This is a genomic window from Lentilactobacillus sp. Marseille-Q4993 (genome assembly GCF_951230165.1).
Taxonomy (GTDB): Bacteria; Bacillota; Bacilli; order Lactobacillales; family Lactobacillaceae; genus Lentilactobacillus.
Map to the genome: position 1 here is coordinate 1 of NZ_CATNVB010000043.1, position 15,317 is coordinate 15,317.

The following is a 15,317-nucleotide window of genomic DNA, read 5'->3' on the forward strand; positions in this document are numbered from 1 at the left end:
CTTTGATGATGGCTATTTTATTTCCTTGCTTAGCGGTAAAAGAAAAACTGGACCATATTTTCCGAAGAATCATGGAAAATATGGTCCAGTTTATTTATCGGCGTGACTTATGTCCCAGCCTTTTTTTTACTGCGCTCTCGTAAGACTAACCGTCAAAACATCATCATCTGTCGTATTATAACTGGCCAAAATTCCGTTGACGACATCCTCGGCCGGGCCATGATTAGTTGTTGAACGGTGATAGGTATTAATCCAAGTCCCAAGCGCCTCTAGTCCAAATTCAAAGCCCTCAAACACCTGCATATACTCAGTTGAGCGCGGACTGTCAGTAATTATAGTAACCTTTAAAACCCGCTGATTTTTTATTTCCATGATCATTGTAATCAAGTCGCTATCAAAAATTGTCTGTTCACCCTCGCCTATCTCTTTGGGCAATTTATAGGCCGGAATTCGCATGTTATCGTTATATACTTTTGAAACGTATTCGTAAGTCCCTAAATCTTTTTCCCCTAATTGTTGTGTCATCGTTCAGTCCCCCTTTTGGCCAAAAGTATACATAATCAGATTGGAAAATGCATTTATTTGAGCTTACCAAAAATAAGTAATACAATGACGCCATAAAATTTAAGGGGGAGTTTAAAATGGCAAAGTTAACTGATGACATGAAAATTTTACTCAAAGATGAGCTTTCGTATATTGCAACTGTTGATGCCGATGGCAACCCAGATATTGGCCCTAAAATTTCAATGCGGGTATTAGACGATAGTCACCTAATTTACAACGAAATGACTGGCGGTCAAACCCAAGCAAATATTGAGGCAGACGCAAAAGCAATTGTCGCAGTTGCCAACGCCAAAGCTCTCCATGGATACCGGTTTGGTGGTCCTGCCAAACTTTACACCAGTGGTGAATACTTCGATAATGCTGTCGCCTGGGCCGACGGTAAATACCCCTACCCAAAGGCTGCCGGAGTGATTACGATTGAAAAAATTTGGACGTTAGATCCGGGACCATTAGCTGGTAAGATTGAAGAAGAATAATAACGGGTAGTCCAAATAAACAAAAGAAAGTCACCTTCAGTTTTTGAAAATTGAAGGTGGCTTTCTTTGTCTAACTACGATTCCTGTGGAGAAAAAATACAATTATCCAAAACAATGGTGACAACCAAATGAATAAAATATTTATCAGCAGATTTCTACAAAACGTGTAAGCAAAGTCAGATGCATGCTGATAAGTCTGGGTAGTATCCTGCGTGTATTCCCACGGATTTATCCGGGTTCCGTTTGCCGTCCAAATTCGGTCTTTATGATTTTGATTCATGTCCTCATAATGAAGGTTCATTGCTCGGTCCTTATAACTTTCAAACTGTTTAGGGTCACTAGCATACCAGCTTGGAACCATCATCCGAAATAGCGGCAGCATCAAACAATTGATAACCAGATAGATGCTCCGCAGATTAACATCAATATTGAGCACAGACGTGTTTAAATCTCCAGTGAACCAGGTCACTAAAAAAAGAGCAATTGCCGCGCCAATAATGTAGAGCATATACTTGGCTACAAACTTAATGATTCGCTTCATAGTACCCACTCCCACCCGAGTTGATGCAATCAGTATACTCCACATAAGTTTTTGCTTACTATAAATTCACAAAAAAATCACATTTTGTTTTGTTAACGTTTCCAATCCCGAAGTAATAAGGTTATCACTATTCAGTCATCCGGAAAACGCCTTTACGACGGCCTTCCTGGGGTTTTATTTTAGTTTGGCTGGTGCTACTATAAGTGAGGATGTTCAGGCGGACCAACAAGTCCAACGAAGGAGATGTCCAATATGGATAAGCAACAAACTCCGAAGAAGCATCATTTAATTGAATACGCAAATGGTCGTTCTTTGGAAGAAATCAACGGAACAGTTGAGGTACCTAAAGGAAAAGGATTCTGGAAAACATTATTTATGTATTCTGGGCCGGGTGCATTAGTAGCGGTTGGATATATGGATCCAGGTAATTGGTCAACATCAATTACTGGTGGTCAAAACTTCCAATACTTACTAATGTCTGTGATCTTAATGTCGAGTTTAATTGCAATGTTATTGCAGTACATGGCGGCTAAACTGGGCATTGTGACTCAAATGGATCTTGCACAAGCAATTAGAGCAAGAACCAGTAAGGCTTTAGGAATCGTTCTCTGGATTCTAACCGAGCTAGCTATTATGGCGACAGATATCGCTGAGGTTATCGGTGCAGCCATTGCTTTATATCTTTTATTCCATATTCCATTAGTTTATGCAGTTTTTATCACCGTTTTTGATGTATTAATCTTGCTATTATTAACTAAAGTTGGATTCAGAAAGATTGAAGCTATCGTTGTTTGTTTAATCTTAGTTATTCTGTTTGTCTTCGTTTACCAAGTTGCCCTTTCACAACCAAACTGGTTGGGAATCTTTGCAGGGTTAGTTCCAACTGGTAACACGTTCGCTGGCTCTCCTAATATTGGTGGTATCAACCCATTACAAGGTGCCCTTGGAATTATTGGGGCAACTGTTATGCCACATAATCTTTACCTTCATTCCGCTGTTTCTCAAACTCGGAAGATCGATCATAACGACGAAAAAGATGTAGCTAGAGCAGTTCGTTTCTCAACTTGGGATTCAAACATCCAGTTATCGTTTGCTTTCGTTGTCAACTCATTATTGCTAATAATGGGGGTTGCGGTATTTAAGACTGGTGCTGTTAAAGATCCATCATTCTTCGGATTATTCCAAGCACTTTCAGATACATCTGTACTAAGTAACGGTATTTTAATTGCCGTTGCAAAGTCAGGGATTTTATCAATTTTGTTTGCCGTTGCTTTACTTGCTTCAGGTCAAAACTCAACTATTACTGGTACCCTTACCGGACAAGTTATCATGGAAGGTTTCATTCACATGAAGATGCCATTGTGGTTACGTCGTTTGGTAACTCGGTTGATTTCAGTTATTCCAGTTTTGTTCTGTGTTGCAATGACGAGTGGTCAATCAGCCATTCGCCAACACGAAGCGCTAAACACATTGATGAATAACTCTCAAGTATTCTTAGCATTTGCCCTTCCATTCTCAATGTTACCATTATTGATGATGACTAATTCCGCTGAGGAAATGGGTAACAGGTTCAAGAACTCAAGAATCGTTAACGGCCTTGGCTGGATCTCAGTAGTAGCCTTAACTTTCCTTAACTTGAAGGGTCTTCCTGACAACATCGAAGGATTCTTCGGTGACAACGCAACTGCTGCTCAGCTTCATCTAGCTGACAATATTGCTTACGTACTGATTTTCCTTATCATTGCCCTATTAGCATGGAAAATCTATGATCTTTACAAGAGCAACAAGAAGTTCAGACTTCAGACCCAAGAAGCCTAATTCAGTTCCATCCGTAGTTAAAAAAGGTGTCCGCCTGACACGTATAAAAAGGCTCCGAATCGGTTTAGATTCGGAGCTTTTTTGATTACTATGCTTTTCTTTTTCTAATTACTGCAGCTAATAAAGCAATTGAAGTAGTAGCTAAAAGTAATTCTCCTACTATTTTCAAACTTGTTGCAGACTTGCTATCATCACTAGTTTGTGGAAGCTTAACCTGTTGAGATGAAACAGGTGTTTCTTTCAAGATTGGTGATGGCAATTCAGGTTGACCAGAAACACTAGCTGGATTATGTTGCTCATTCGAAAGTGTTGTTTGAGACTGACTATATCCTGTGCCAACAACGGATGTTCCAGTAGTTAAATCTATTCTTGATGGATTGTGAGGTTCATCGGGAATAATTGGTGATTCTGGTGTTGACGGGACAACAGGTGTATCGGGAGTGCTTGGGTTATGTGGCTCATCCGGTATTTCTGGTGTGTTTGGCTCACTTGGTACATCTGGTATGTTGGGTTTTGGATCTGGTGTTGGGTCTGGCTCTGGTGTTGGCTTTGGATCCGGTGTTGGGTCTGGCTCTGGTGTTGGCTTTGGATCCGGTGTTGGGTCTGGCTCTGGTGTTGGCTTTGGATCCGGTGTTGGGTCTGGCTCTGGTGTTGGGTCTGGCTCTGGTGTTGGGTCTGGATCTGGTGTTGGGTCTGGATCTGGTGATGGTTCACCAGGCTGTAAATCCCACCCATGGTTTTCACCACCAATGGCTACTTCTGCCCCAACGATATTACCATCAACATTCACGTTAGTAGTGATATTGGCATCTGGAGCTAGAATACTGCCTAGCCATGCACCACTGATTGTTAAGTTAGTTAACTGATTACCAAAATTCCAAAGTACATGATTTGGTAATTTATGGGTTTCTGAAGAACCGGTTTGTGTTTGGTTATTATCATAAATATACTGAACCTTAATCCCAGAGTTGATTGTAGTAACTTCGTTATTACCATAATCAGCTGACAAAATAACAGTCGCCCCATCATCTTTGGATGATAGTCCACTTATAAATACTTGACCATTTCCTTGAAGTACACTAAGTGGTACTTTAACGTATATCGTTTTGGTTCCAGCCGCAACATTAGAGACATCAATCTTAGTTTGGTTCATGTCTGGATTAACAACTACACCATTCGTTTGTTCCTGATTCTCGTACTTATCTGATTTATCTTTTAGTTCATCAAATGCCTTATCAAAATCAATGTACTGACTACCACTTTTATCTTTGACCACCTCTTCAGATGTAAGACCAGTAATTTCTACTCCGTTAATCGACACTTTGCCATCCTTAACAGTGACGTCAACATCACTTCCAAGAACAACTCGGTTTTCGCCTGTCCATCTAAAACTATTTTCAAGGAGATTATTGTCTCCCGTAATTTTTTAAATATAGTATAAATCTTTATCTGACAAACTATGATATGTATCTGACTTTTTATCGCTATTCTTTGATCCACGTGATCCAAAGTCAGTTGTCCCTTTATCAAGATTCTCAGTAGCAAAATTACTATTTGTATCAGCATTCAAAGTCAAATGTTTAGTGAAAATACCATATAGAGCGGCAATTCCAAGGGCATTATCCTCTTCAACTTCAGATGTATTTACTCCAGCTGCGGTATCTTTATCAATCGTTGCTGGTGCTTCAGCAATAGCATCAGTATTTTTATCTGATTTATTACTGCTTGCATTCACTGCATTACTACTACTTGTAGCCACTAATCTACTGCTACTTATAGTCCCTTTTTCGCCTGTAACATCGTCATTTGATTGGCTATCATTTGTAATTGAACTTGATTGTTCATCCTTACTATTCTGTGGTTGGCTTTCCAATACTACGGAGCTAGTCCGCGAACTATCAGTACCAGTACCACTACTTACCTTTTGGCTTTGAGTCATTGCCGCACTTGTTGCTTGCTGATCACTTATTTCATCAGCATTCACTCCAACAACCCCAGCCCCTGCTACTAATACAAACGCAGTTACCGCTGCAAATACCCATTGTTTACCATCTTTGTACATTTTATACCTAAGCTTTTCCAAAATTTTCCCCTTTTCTAATCGCAAAACCCTTTTTTAATTGTTCACACGAATAGGACTGTAACATTTTAGTTACATAATATGAACAACACTTTTATACAAAGTGTCGGAGGAAGCTCTGCAAATGCCCATATAACAAAAAGAAACCATTCTTAACGTAGAATAGTTTCTTTAGGTAGTCATTTAGCTTAATTTTAATTTCGGTTGAATCTTCGCCTTATTCAATAGAACTGAACTAGTTACCACTGACAACGAACTAAACGCCATCGCCAATCCAGCCAACTCAGGGCTCAATGTCATTCCAATGAAGTAGAATACCCCAGCCGCAACCGGAATTCCTAGAACATTATAGATAAATGCCCAGAATAAGTTTAGTTTAATTCGATTGAACGTCTTGCGACTCAACTCAAGTGCTTTGGCAACATCCCGTAAATCATTCTTAACCAGTACGATACCGCCAGATTCAATTGCAATATCAGTTCCAGAACCCATTGCGATTCCCACATCAGCAGTACTCAAAGCCGGCGCATCATTGATTCCATCACCAACAAACGCTACCTTGCCCTCTGATTGAAGCTTCTTAACGTGATCCGCCTTATCTCCTGGCAACACATCTGCAACTACCTCATCGATTCCGACTTGACTTGCAATCGCCTTAGCAACTCGCTCGTTATCACCAGTTAACATCACTGGCATCAGACCGTTTGCCTTCAATTCAGCAATTGCCTCAGCTGAAGTTTCCTTTGGTGCATCTTGAATCGCAACAAGTCCAATCACCTCATCACCTAAGCCGACGTACACAACCGTTTTTGCAGCATTTTGAAGTTCAGCAGCTTGGTTTTTCAAACTATCGCTGACTGATACGCCAGTGACCAATTTATCATTACCAACCATTGCCATCTGACCATTGATAATTGCGGTAACTCCCTCACCTCGAATAGCTTGGAAGTCGCTAATTTCAGATGGTTCGATTTTCTGGCTTTTGGCTTCATTATTGATTGCCGCTGCGAGTGGATGCTCTGAAGATTGTTCAAGGGCACTTGCAATCGCTAGCACTTCATTTTCATTGCCAACAATATCGGTTACCTTTGGCTTACCTTCAGTGATGGTTCCTGTCTTATCAAACACAACCGTCTTGACTTCATTTACTTCTTCGAGTACTTCGCCGTTTTTGATTAAAATTCCCATTTTAGCACCACGGCCGGTTCCAACCATTAAAGCAGTCGGGGTCGCTAATCCAAGCGCACATGGACATGCGATAACTACAACCGAAACGGCAAAAATCAGTGCGTTTGCAACGGGGGCCCCAAGTAAGACGTACCAAACCAAGAACGTTCCGATTGCAAGCATCAATACTACGGGGACAAAAATGTCTGAGACCTTATCAGTTAGGTTTTGAATTGGGGCATGACTATTTTGAGCCTTCTTAACCAACTCTACGATTTGTGCCAGCATTGTATCATCGCCGACCTTACTTGCCTTAAAGGTAAATGTTCCCGTGTTATTAATCGTTGATCCAATGACTGAGTCTCCTGCCTGTTTCTCAACGGGCATGCTTTCCCCAGTCACCATTGATTCATCAATCGTTGAGTTACCATCAGCAATCACGCCATCAACGGCGATTTTTTCACCAGGCCGAACCCGAATGAGATCACCTTCAATGACATCAGCTAACGGAACCTTTTTAAACTCACCGTCTTTGAATACTTCAGCTTCCTTAGCCTGCAAATTAACTAGTTTTTCAACGGCGTTTGACGCATTATTTCTCATCCGTTCTTCAAATACCTGTCCCAAAAGAACGAATGTTGTTACGAAAGCAGCACTTTCAAAGAATACTGGTTGGTTAGTAATCATGGCATAAATACTGTAAATATAAGCCGTTGCTGTTCCAATCGCTACCAACGTATCCATATTGGAGTGGTGTTTCTTGAACGATGCCCAGGCACTAGTGACAAACGGTCTTGCGGACACCGCCATGACAACCGTAGTCAAAATCAGCATCGTCCACTCACCGCCCGGCAACATCCACCCAAAAGGCATTAAAACCATATTTGCCAACATTGGTAGAGAAAAAATAAGTGATACCCAGAATCTAGTCGTGATTTTCATTATTGAATCACCACTTTTCCATGGAACATATCCATTCCACAGCTGAAGTCAAATTCTCCCACCTTATCAGTTGGTAAATCAACCTTCTTAACTTCGTTTACTGGTAAGTTTTCTTCAAATCCTAGCTCGTTTGAGTGAACAACATCTAGACATCCCTGTTCACTTGTCCGTTTAAAATGAAGTTCAGCGGGAACGCCCTGCTTCAATTCCACGGTTGCTGGTGAATAACCCTTATCTACTATTACCTCAACGATTTGCTTTTCTGCTGTCATAATCCAATTCCTCCATATTATTACTATTTTTATTGAATAATTAATTTGCCGTGGAACATATCCATCCCACATGCCCAGCTATACTCACCAGGTTTGCTTGTATCAATCGTGATTGACTCTTCCTCATTTTGAGGCAACTCTTCGTTGATCCCAAAATCCGAGAACACGACTCTATCCAAACAACTTGACGCATCTTTTCGCGTGAAGTTTAAAACTGCCGGAACGCCCTTTTTCAAAACAACGACCTCGGGTGAATAGCCACCACTCACCTCAACATCTACCACTTGCTTATCATTCACAACTTCAGCAGCCTTTTCTTCAGCCTCATGCTTCCCAAAGAACCACCAAGCAATAAATCCAATTAACGCCAACCCAACAATTAGCACAATAATTTTAATCATCTTTTGAACCTCCTAGTCCATCTTGCAGCAGTCAGAACCATTTTCCATTCCCGGCATGCAATTGCATTCAACCATATCAGGTGCAGTCTTCATTTTTTCAGCTAGCAATTCCTGCATCGCCATAATGTCAGCCTTACTAAGGGGACTAGATTCAATCAATTCAGTGATGACTGAGCCCTTCCTCATGTTACACATTCTGCTAAATAGGTCCTCAGCAGTTTCTGACATCGCCTTACGTTCGTCAATCTTTGGAGTATAGATAAACCGGCGACCATCACGATCAGTAGCGAGGGCATCCTTAGTAACCAACCTCCGGAGTAAAGTTTTGATAGTTGACTCTGTCCAGTCTTTCTCCTGTTGGATTGCTTTGATGACATCGTTACTACTTGCCTTACCTAAAGTCCAAATAATCCTCATGATGTCCCATTCAGATGTTGTCATCTCAGTCGCTGTCATTTCCATAATTATCTTCTCCATTCTTGTTTACACTTGTAAACTACATCTATAATTTATCTCATTCGTTTACAGTTGTCAACACAAAACGCAAAAAAAGAGTAGAACAACTTATGCACGAATCTGTGCTTTCGTTGTTCTACTCTTACAAACCGGGGATCAGAATAATCTACCTCGGCACTGATTTTATTATTTTACAAACCCATTCCAAACATAATAAACGTGTTTGTGGCTATCAACTAATTTATAGTAGCTAAGTTTCTTACCATTTTTACTTACGGTTACCTTAGCAGTTACTCTGAATTGTTTCTTGGTACTAGTCTTAACCCATTTGGAAAGCATTGTATTCTTGTAGAAACGGTGCTTTCCGCTAACCTTAACTGGTTTTGCCTTATGAACAGCCTTAATAGAAATCAAATCAACCCCGGTCTTCTTAACCTTGACTGGTTGTTGTGATGAACTACTTGGCACAGATGCAGAGTTGGCATCATTTGTGCCACTTACTGAACTTGAACTTGGTTGGATTACTGAGCCTGCTGGAGTTGATGAAGTAACTTCTTGATCCTTTGCAGGAGTCACTTCCTTGGTTGCAACCTTAACCGTGGTCACGTCCTTACCATCTTCGCCACCAATCAAATTCCAATTTGGCATCCCGTCCTTGATTTCGTAACCCTTAACGTCTAATGAGTAAATGACGTTTCGATTGAAGTTTTTATCGCTAGTAAGGAACTGAACGATTCCGTTTTGATCACTCTGCTTATCAATATTTACTGGGTTGTCGATATTTTGAACAGCAGTGACTACTGCCCCTGATACTGGTTTGCCGGTCTTACTATCGACAATTTTGAAAGTCTTGGTGCCTTGTTGTAAGGCTTGGGCATCTACTTCAAAGCTCTTTGCTTTATCCTTGCCAAACGTGAATGAACTGTCTAAAACTTTCCATTCTTGTTTGCCATCGTACAACTTAACGCTGTATTTTTTACCGTCTTGTAAACCATCATTAGTGGATAGAGTAAATCCAGAATTCTTGGCACTTGGGTATTCTTCCTTCGTGCTCTTGATGACCTTAGTTGCGACTACCTTATCTCCGTCCAGGACTTTTGCAGTGATATCCTTGTCGTAACTAACTGGCATTCCATTCAGCAAACTAAAGGTAAAGTCTTCACTCTTATCAGCAACCACTGGCTTTTCAGCTGCAACCTTAACCGTGGTTACGTCCTTACCATCTTCGCCACCAATCAAATTCCAGTTTGGCATTCCATCTTTGATTTCGTAACCCTTAACGTCTAATGAGTAAATGACGTCTCGGTTGAAGTTCTTATCACTAGTAAGGAACTGAACGATTCCGTTTTGATCACTCTGCTTATCGATATTAACTGGATTATCGATATTTTGAACGGCTGTAACTACTGCCCCTGATACTGGTTTGCCAGTCTTACTATCGACAATTTTGAAAGTCTTGGTGCCTTGTTGTAAGGCTTGGGCATCTACTTCAAAGCTCTTTGCTTTATCCTTGCCAAACGTGAATGAGCTGTCTAAAACTTTCCACTCTTGTTTGCCATCGTAAAGTCTAAATGAATAGTTATGGCCTGACTTCAAGCCGTCCTTTTCTGATAATGTAAAACCAGAGTTGTTTGCGTCTGGATATTCTGATTCAGTGCTCTTGATAGTCTTCGTTGTAACTACCTGACCACCATCCATGACATCAACAATAATATTCTTTTCAAAACTAACTGGCATCCCATTTACCAAACTGAAGGTAAATGATTCAGAGCTGTTAGCAGTTGGTGCTTGTTTCGTAACTGCAGCTTCTGCTGAAACACTGGTCTGATCTGTTAATACTGCTCCCGCACTCAAAGCTAACAAAAATGCGGCACTTGCCCCTATGTATCTTTTCTTCATTTGTAACTCTCCACCGTTCTAAATAGTAATTATTACTGTTTACAGCAACGAGAATTATTTTACCCACAATCAGTAATAATTGTCTACCCTTTTTTAAAAGCCAGCTCAAATTCCCCCTCAACTATTGACATTTTTGGAAAATAATATATATTTGAATGGTATGCATATTACCATCTACGATCGGAGGAATTAAGAATGCGCGTTCATGTTGTATTACACAATAAGGAAACCGGCGAAGAATACTTAACTACTAAGAATCGTCGTAACACTCCAGACAAGCTTAAGTTAATGAAGTATTCACAAAAGCTCAAGAAGAGAGTTATCTTTGAAGAAAAGAAAAACTAATTTTTCTTCTTCATCATAAAACCAGTTATTTGCTAGCTAATTAGCAGATAACTGGTTTTTTTATTGTCAAAATGATCAAAAGTTGCTTTACCCCCTTGACATGTAAACCATCTTTGGTTGATAATAACAAATCGTAATGATTACTATTTACTTCGAGGCGTTTTTTCATTACTTCGAACTAACCCATATTCATCATTATCTGCTTTTCCTGGTCAGCACCAATAATATATTCAGTGCTTCCAATATACTAATGGGGTTAATAGCGACCGTGTAACGTTATTAACCAGTTGCCTAGAACTAGCAGATGAATCGTAATCATTAATGCGATAAGGAAAGGACGACGTGCTTTTGAATGACAGTTATTCAATCGTAATCATCGGAGCCGGCCCCGCAGGAGTTGGCTTGGGAGTTACGTTACAGAATTACGGGATTAGTAATTTCGTAATTTTAGACAAGGACAAAGTTGGCTCAACCTTCGACAATTGGAACCACGAGACCCACTTTATCTCACCGTCCTTCACCACTAACGGTTTCGGTTACCCGGATTTAAATGCAGTGACTCCCAATTCTTCACCTGCATTTTCCCTACAATCAGAGCACCCCTCTGGTCAGGAATATGCTACATATTTGCGGACCGTTTCACTGCGCAATCAATTACCAGTTATCGGTAACACCGAAGTGACTAGAATTATTCACAATCACAACAGTTACCAACTGCAGCTTTCTTCACACCAGGTAATTGAAGCCCGTTACGTTTTTGTTGGAATTGGTGATTTCTCCTACCCTTATAGTCCGGAAATTCCTGGTAAAAACTTTGGAATCCATTACTCATCAATCTCGGACTATGATGACTTTGAACCCACTGAGCAAACCATTATCGGTGGTAATGAAGCAGGGTTTGATGCAGCTATTAATCTGGCTAAACGGGGGATTCGGTCGACCATCTTCACAGATACCACGGCGATTGATTCCCAGTCTCCAGATCCTAGCAAACGTCTATCTACCTTTACTCTTAATCGCTTTTTGAATTACATGAATATGATCAGAATCGTCCCTGGTAAGGAGTTAATTTCAATCCGCAAGGGTGAGCCTGAACGATATTACCTTACGTTTAGTGATACAACAACAGCAGTTTCACAAACCAGGCCAATCTTTGCGACGGGATTTGCAGCTTGCCAGAGTCCACTGATTAAGGAGACGTTCGAGGTAAAGAATAATCGCCCCGTCCTAAATCATTACGATGAGTCAACTTTGTATCCAAACATTTTCTTGATTGGACCTCAGGTTACTCACGATGACGTTGTGCTGTGTTACGTCTATAAGTACAGACAACGTTTTGCACCACTTACCGAAGAAATTTTGGCCCGCAATGGGTTAATTGTTAACCCGATGATCACTCAGGCATACAAGGACGCAAATATGTACCTTGATAATTTTGACGAGTGTGATGTTGATTGTGAGTGCTAATCAATAAAGGAGTGTTTAGATATGGAAAAGCAAGATTTAGCATCTGCTTACCGGCGGTTGAAGAGCCCTAACATTAAGACTAGGGATCGAGCATTGAAGATCATCAAGGAAGTAAAACGCCAAAAGAGACACAATGCTTTATCACAGGGAAAGTAATTTCCCAAAAGTAGGAATCAAGCCATAAGCTGGCTGATTCCTACTTTTTTATTTTAATTACTAAAATGGACTTCAAATGACACCACTCAGGTTTGAAAAAAGCATGAAAAGATAGTAATAATTACTACTAACTCCGCTACCCCTTACCAGGCCTAATCCCTTGCGTGCCAAAGGATTTGCTTTATGAAAATACAAGTCATTTTGTTTGATAGTTATTTACAAATATGATTAAATAATGGTGAAGCGTGGAAGCGCTTAATTAGTAAATCCTATTCTTGGAGGGGATATTATGGCAGATAACAAAGCAGAATTAAACACCCACCATGTTCACTCATTAGAGTGTGGCCACACAAAGATTTTGCATAACGGACATGTAGATTATGTTGAAGAAAATGGTCATTTGCATCATCAACACGAAGATCATTGGGACGAATGTAAATTAGAAGTAACTGATTTAAATCCAGATGGTGAGGTTCAAGTTAAGGCTGAGGTTCATGACGAATATTGCGGTCACGAAACTGTCCCTCACGGCGACCACGTTGACTACTTAGTTAACGGTCGGCTCCAACATGTTCATGATGGTCACGTTGATGATCATGGTGCTGTAGATATTGTTAGTTAGTATAATTTGAATCACTTCCAGTCTGATATTGTCAGACTGGTTTTTATTACATATAAATAATTGTTCAATCACCGTTATTTTATATTTCAGTCTGTAATATACTCTTAACCAAAGCGAAAATTTCGCTTGTATTCCTTGTGCCCCATACGTTTAAGCTGAATATTAAGCGGTGCCGTTAGCTTCTATCTATTGTCTTAACGGTACTTTTGCTTTACATTCAAACTTGGACTTTACTCCACTCAAACTAGACGGAAGAGTATGAGGAATAAAAATGAAATTTACAAAACTAATTAAAACTTTAATATCTGTAGCGGCAGGATGCGTTATTACCGTATCAATCTCAAACGTTGCGGCTCACGCTGCCACGACTATCCCTGACATTTCTGAATGGCAAGGAAAATTAACTTCAAGCAAGGTATCTAAGCTGAAGAGTCAAGTATCATTCATCATCAACAGACGTCAGTATGGTGCTGGCTACGAAGATAAATACGCTGATAATAATACAGCCCTTTACACTAAGTACGGTGTTCCGTTTGGTGAATACGACTACGCAACTTTCACTAGTTCTTCTAGTGCTAAAAACGAAGCAAAAGTTTTCTACAAACACTCGAACAAAAACGCTAAGTTCTACGTTCTTGACTACGAAGAAAATGACGTCAAATCAGGGTCAACAAACTCTGCTGTTAAGGCTTGGTATAGTCAAATGAGAAAGTTAACGAACAAAAAGTTGATTTTCTATTCATACCAATCATTTGCAACCACTTATGCAAATAGTGCTCGTAAGAAATTTGACGCTCAGTGGATCGCCAATTACTCATCAAAACCAACAATAGCAACTGATTTGTGGCAATACACAAACAAAAAGTACGTTCCGGCCTTGAAACAAAAGGTAGATGCTAGTACAATATTGAATTCAAGCAAGCCCATCTCTTGGTGGGTTGGAACTGAGAGTATGCACACAAGCACGATTCCCAGTTACTACAAGAGTGTAGTTAGCAGTGTAACCACCACCAAGAAGGTTTACCTATACAACTCATCAAGCTTTAAAAAGGCCAACCGGGTAAAATCCGTTTCAGCCGGTAACACCATCAAGATTACAGGAATCAAGGAACGCTCAACTGGTTCTTACTACTTTGTAACGAGCGATGGTAATTACGTAACTGCGAATAAGGGTTATGTTCAAGCATAATTGGGAGGACCACAATGAAATTCTATAAAGTTGCACTTCTTGCAGCAATTCCGTTGATTTTAGCAGGCTGTTCTTCAAATAATAGCTCAGGCAAAAACTACAAGGATGCATCCAAGGCTGGGTTTAATAACAGTTCAAGCTCAACTAAAAAGCATGCTAAGGCTGCTACCAAAAGTGATGGTAAATACGATTTTGATTCTCTCACTTCAAAGCTAGGTTCAAAACTTTCTGGAGTATCTTTACCTCAAAAGAGCGGAATCAAAGCTGATCAGACTGTCAATATCAAGTACTCACAGTCAGGATCAACCACAAAGGTAGCATACTCAAACGGGACAAAGGGGTTGCCACTTAACGACGCCGATGTTTCACCTGACGTTTATGCACTCCTTTCAAAGCGAGTATACTCATCTACCGCAAAAGCTCATCAAGCTATCGATCATACATCTAACTCTTCGATAAAAGGACTACCTAAAGTTAAATTGGATCACTCAGTAGTTGGCCATACCCAATCTGGTGCCGGTCAGCAATACATTACCTGGAACAAGGGTAACTGGTCCGTACTGATTCATGGTAGTCGGGTTGATAATACTGACCCAAAAGAAACTGCTAATCAAGCCGTTGAACTATTTAGTAGTAATCCATTACCAGAAACTGCCAGCGGTTCAGTTAAGTTCTTCACTGGTGACACGTCAAATCTTAGCCAAGAAGCTGAATTTCAGCGTGGCAAGGCCGTTTACACATTGAAGGGTGATACCCCTCAAATCGTTGCCAAAATGGTATCAAGTATTAAATAAGGGCTCAAAGTCAAATCGTGTGATAGGGAGGAGATACTCCTAGTATGTTGGACACGGAAACAATTAAAATTCCGGGTTCATATACTAGGAGTTTTTATATTGACTAAATATCGCTACACCATAGACGA

17 protein-coding genes are annotated in these 15,317 nt (G+C 40.3%); 8 read left to right on the top strand and 9 right to left on the bottom strand.

All coding sequences use genetic code 11. The annotated features are described in order from the left end of the window. Positions 1-126 precede the first annotated feature (126 nt). Positions 127-525: a hypothetical protein gene (locus QOW94_RS10315; protein ID WP_283680365.1), complete on the bottom strand. Its 399-nt coding sequence runs from the start codon at positions 523-525 to the stop codon at positions 127-129. Positions 526-641: 116 nt separating this feature from the next. Here QOW94_RS10315 and QOW94_RS10320 point away from each other — a divergent pair, with 116 nt between their 5' ends. Then, entirely contained in the window at positions 642-1,040 is a 399-nt protein-coding gene (locus QOW94_RS10320; RefSeq protein WP_283680366.1) for a pyridoxamine 5'-phosphate oxidase family protein, read from the top strand. A gap of 70 nt (positions 1,041-1,110) precedes the next feature. Here the strand turns inward: QOW94_RS10320 and QOW94_RS10325 are convergent, their stop codons facing one another. Beyond that, a complete protein-coding gene (locus QOW94_RS10325; protein WP_283680368.1) occupies positions 1,111-1,581 on the bottom strand; it encodes a hypothetical protein in 471 nt (156 codons plus the stop codon). A 252-nt stretch (positions 1,582-1,833) separates the two neighbouring features. Here QOW94_RS10325 and QOW94_RS10330 point away from each other — a divergent pair, with 252 nt between their 5' ends. Further along, the gene (locus QOW94_RS10330) at positions 1,834-3,399 is read left to right on the top strand and encodes an Nramp family divalent metal transporter (RefSeq protein WP_283680369.1); all 1,566 of its coding nucleotides are present in this window, start codon (positions 1,834-1,836) and stop codon (positions 3,397-3,399) included. Between the two features lie 88 nt (positions 3,400-3,487). Here the strand turns inward: QOW94_RS10330 and QOW94_RS10335 are convergent, their stop codons facing one another. The 7 genes from QOW94_RS10335 to QOW94_RS10365 all read right to left on the bottom strand — a co-directional run bounded on the left by QOW94_RS10335 (position 3,488) and on the right by QOW94_RS10365 (position 10,616). Then, positions 3,488-4,822 (bottom strand): collagen-binding domain-containing protein, encoded by a 1,335-nt coding sequence (locus QOW94_RS10335; protein WP_283680384.1) that lies wholly within the window; start codon positions 4,820-4,822, stop codon positions 3,488-3,490. A gap of 3 nt (positions 4,823-4,825) precedes the next feature. Then, the gene (locus QOW94_RS10340) at positions 4,826-5,482 is read right to left on the bottom strand and encodes a KxYKxGKxW signal peptide domain-containing protein (protein ID WP_283680370.1); all 657 of its coding nucleotides are present in this window, start codon (positions 5,480-5,482) and stop codon (positions 4,826-4,828) included. A gap of 180 nt (positions 5,483-5,662) precedes the next feature. Next, the gene (locus QOW94_RS10345; protein WP_283680371.1) at positions 5,663-7,588 is read right to left on the bottom strand and encodes a copper-translocating P-type ATPase; all 1,926 of its coding nucleotides are present in this window, start codon (positions 7,586-7,588) and stop codon (positions 5,663-5,665) included. After that, positions 7,588-7,860 (bottom strand): cupredoxin domain-containing protein, encoded by a 273-nt coding sequence (locus tag QOW94_RS10350; RefSeq protein ID WP_283680372.1) that lies wholly within the window; start codon positions 7,858-7,860, stop codon positions 7,588-7,590. The genes QOW94_RS10345 and QOW94_RS10350 overlap by 1 nt, the downstream gene beginning before the upstream one ends. Positions 7,861-7,889: 29 nt before the next feature. Further along, a complete protein-coding gene (locus QOW94_RS10355; RefSeq protein ID WP_283680374.1) occupies positions 7,890-8,261 on the bottom strand; it encodes a cupredoxin domain-containing protein in 372 nt (123 codons plus the stop codon). A 12-nt stretch (positions 8,262-8,273) separates the two neighbouring features. Then, on the bottom strand, positions 8,274-8,723 hold the full coding sequence (locus QOW94_RS10360) for a CopY/TcrY family copper transport repressor (RefSeq protein ID WP_283680375.1): 450 nt from the start codon (positions 8,721-8,723) through the stop codon (positions 8,274-8,276). A gap of 180 nt (positions 8,724-8,903) precedes the next feature. After that, positions 8,904-10,616 (bottom strand): hypothetical protein, encoded by a 1,713-nt coding sequence (locus QOW94_RS10365; RefSeq protein WP_283680376.1) that lies wholly within the window; start codon positions 10,614-10,616, stop codon positions 8,904-8,906. Between the two features lie 195 nt (positions 10,617-10,811). Between QOW94_RS10365 and rpmG the strand changes: the two genes are divergently transcribed. From rpmG to QOW94_RS10395, 6 genes are all read left to right on the top strand, one after another. After that, positions 10,812-10,961 carry a 50S ribosomal protein L33 gene (gene rpmG, locus QOW94_RS10370; protein WP_283680377.1) on the top strand — a complete coding sequence of 50 codons (150 nt, stop codon included), beginning with the start codon at positions 10,812-10,814 and terminating at the stop codon, positions 10,959-10,961. A 348-nt stretch (positions 10,962-11,309) separates the two neighbouring features. Then, complete coding sequence (locus QOW94_RS10375) at positions 11,310-12,428, top strand: NAD(P)/FAD-dependent oxidoreductase (RefSeq protein ID WP_283680378.1); 1,119 nt, start codon at positions 11,310-11,312, stop codon at positions 12,426-12,428. A gap of 21 nt (positions 12,429-12,449) precedes the next feature. Continuing rightward, entirely contained in the window at positions 12,450-12,584 is a 135-nt protein-coding gene (locus QOW94_RS10380; protein ID WP_283680380.1) for a putative metal homeostasis protein, read from the top strand. Between the two features lie 289 nt (positions 12,585-12,873). After that, positions 12,874-13,206 carry a hypothetical protein gene (locus QOW94_RS10385; RefSeq protein ID WP_283680381.1) on the top strand — a complete coding sequence of 111 codons (333 nt, stop codon included), beginning with the start codon at positions 12,874-12,876 and terminating at the stop codon, positions 13,204-13,206. Between the two features lie 271 nt (positions 13,207-13,477). Next, positions 13,478-14,395 (top strand): GH25 family lysozyme, encoded by a 918-nt coding sequence (locus QOW94_RS10390; RefSeq protein ID WP_283680382.1) that lies wholly within the window; start codon positions 13,478-13,480, stop codon positions 14,393-14,395. A 14-nt stretch (positions 14,396-14,409) separates the two neighbouring features. After that, complete coding sequence (locus QOW94_RS10395) at positions 14,410-15,189, top strand: hypothetical protein (RefSeq protein WP_283680383.1); 780 nt, start codon at positions 14,410-14,412, stop codon at positions 15,187-15,189. Positions 15,190-15,317 lie beyond the last annotated feature (128 nt).

Excerpts from the sequence above, each read along its gene's own strand:
- QOW94_RS10315 (WP_283680365.1), bottom strand. The coding sequence starts at position 525 with ATGACACAACAATTAGGGGAAAAAGATTTAGGGACTTACGAATACGTT.
- QOW94_RS10320 (WP_283680366.1), top strand. The coding sequence starts at position 642 with ATGGCAAAGTTAACTGATGACATGAAAATTTTACTCAAAGATGAGCTT.
- QOW94_RS10325 (WP_283680368.1), bottom strand. The coding sequence starts at position 1,581 with ATGAAGCGAATCATTAAGTTTGTAGCCAAGTATATGCTCTACATTATT.
- QOW94_RS10330 (WP_283680369.1), top strand. The coding sequence starts at position 1,834 with ATGGATAAGCAACAAACTCCGAAGAAGCATCATTTAATTGAATACGCA.
- QOW94_RS10345 (WP_283680371.1), bottom strand. The coding sequence starts at position 7,588 with ATGAAAATCACGACTAGATTCTGGGTATCACTTATTTTTTCTCTACCA.
- QOW94_RS10350 (WP_283680372.1), bottom strand. The coding sequence starts at position 7,860 with ATGACAGCAGAAAAGCAAATCGTTGAGGTAATAGTAGATAAGGGTTAT.
- QOW94_RS10355 (WP_283680374.1), bottom strand. The coding sequence starts at position 8,261 with ATGATTAAAATTATTGTGCTAATTGTTGGGTTGGCGTTAATTGGATTT.
- QOW94_RS10360 (WP_283680375.1), bottom strand. The coding sequence starts at position 8,723 with ATGGAAATGACAGCGACTGAGATGACAACATCTGAATGGGACATCATG.
- QOW94_RS10365 (WP_283680376.1), bottom strand. The coding sequence starts at position 10,616 with ATGAAGAAAAGATACATAGGGGCAAGTGCCGCATTTTTGTTAGCTTTG.
- rpmG (WP_283680377.1), top strand. The coding sequence starts at position 10,812 with ATGCGCGTTCATGTTGTATTACACAATAAGGAAACCGGCGAAGAATAC.
- QOW94_RS10380 (WP_283680380.1), top strand. The coding sequence starts at position 12,450 with ATGGAAAAGCAAGATTTAGCATCTGCTTACCGGCGGTTGAAGAGCCCT.
- QOW94_RS10385 (WP_283680381.1), top strand. The coding sequence starts at position 12,874 with ATGGCAGATAACAAAGCAGAATTAAACACCCACCATGTTCACTCATTA.
- QOW94_RS10390 (WP_283680382.1), top strand. The coding sequence starts at position 13,478 with ATGAAATTTACAAAACTAATTAAAACTTTAATATCTGTAGCGGCAGGA.
- QOW94_RS10395 (WP_283680383.1), top strand. The coding sequence starts at position 14,410 with ATGAAATTCTATAAAGTTGCACTTCTTGCAGCAATTCCGTTGATTTTA.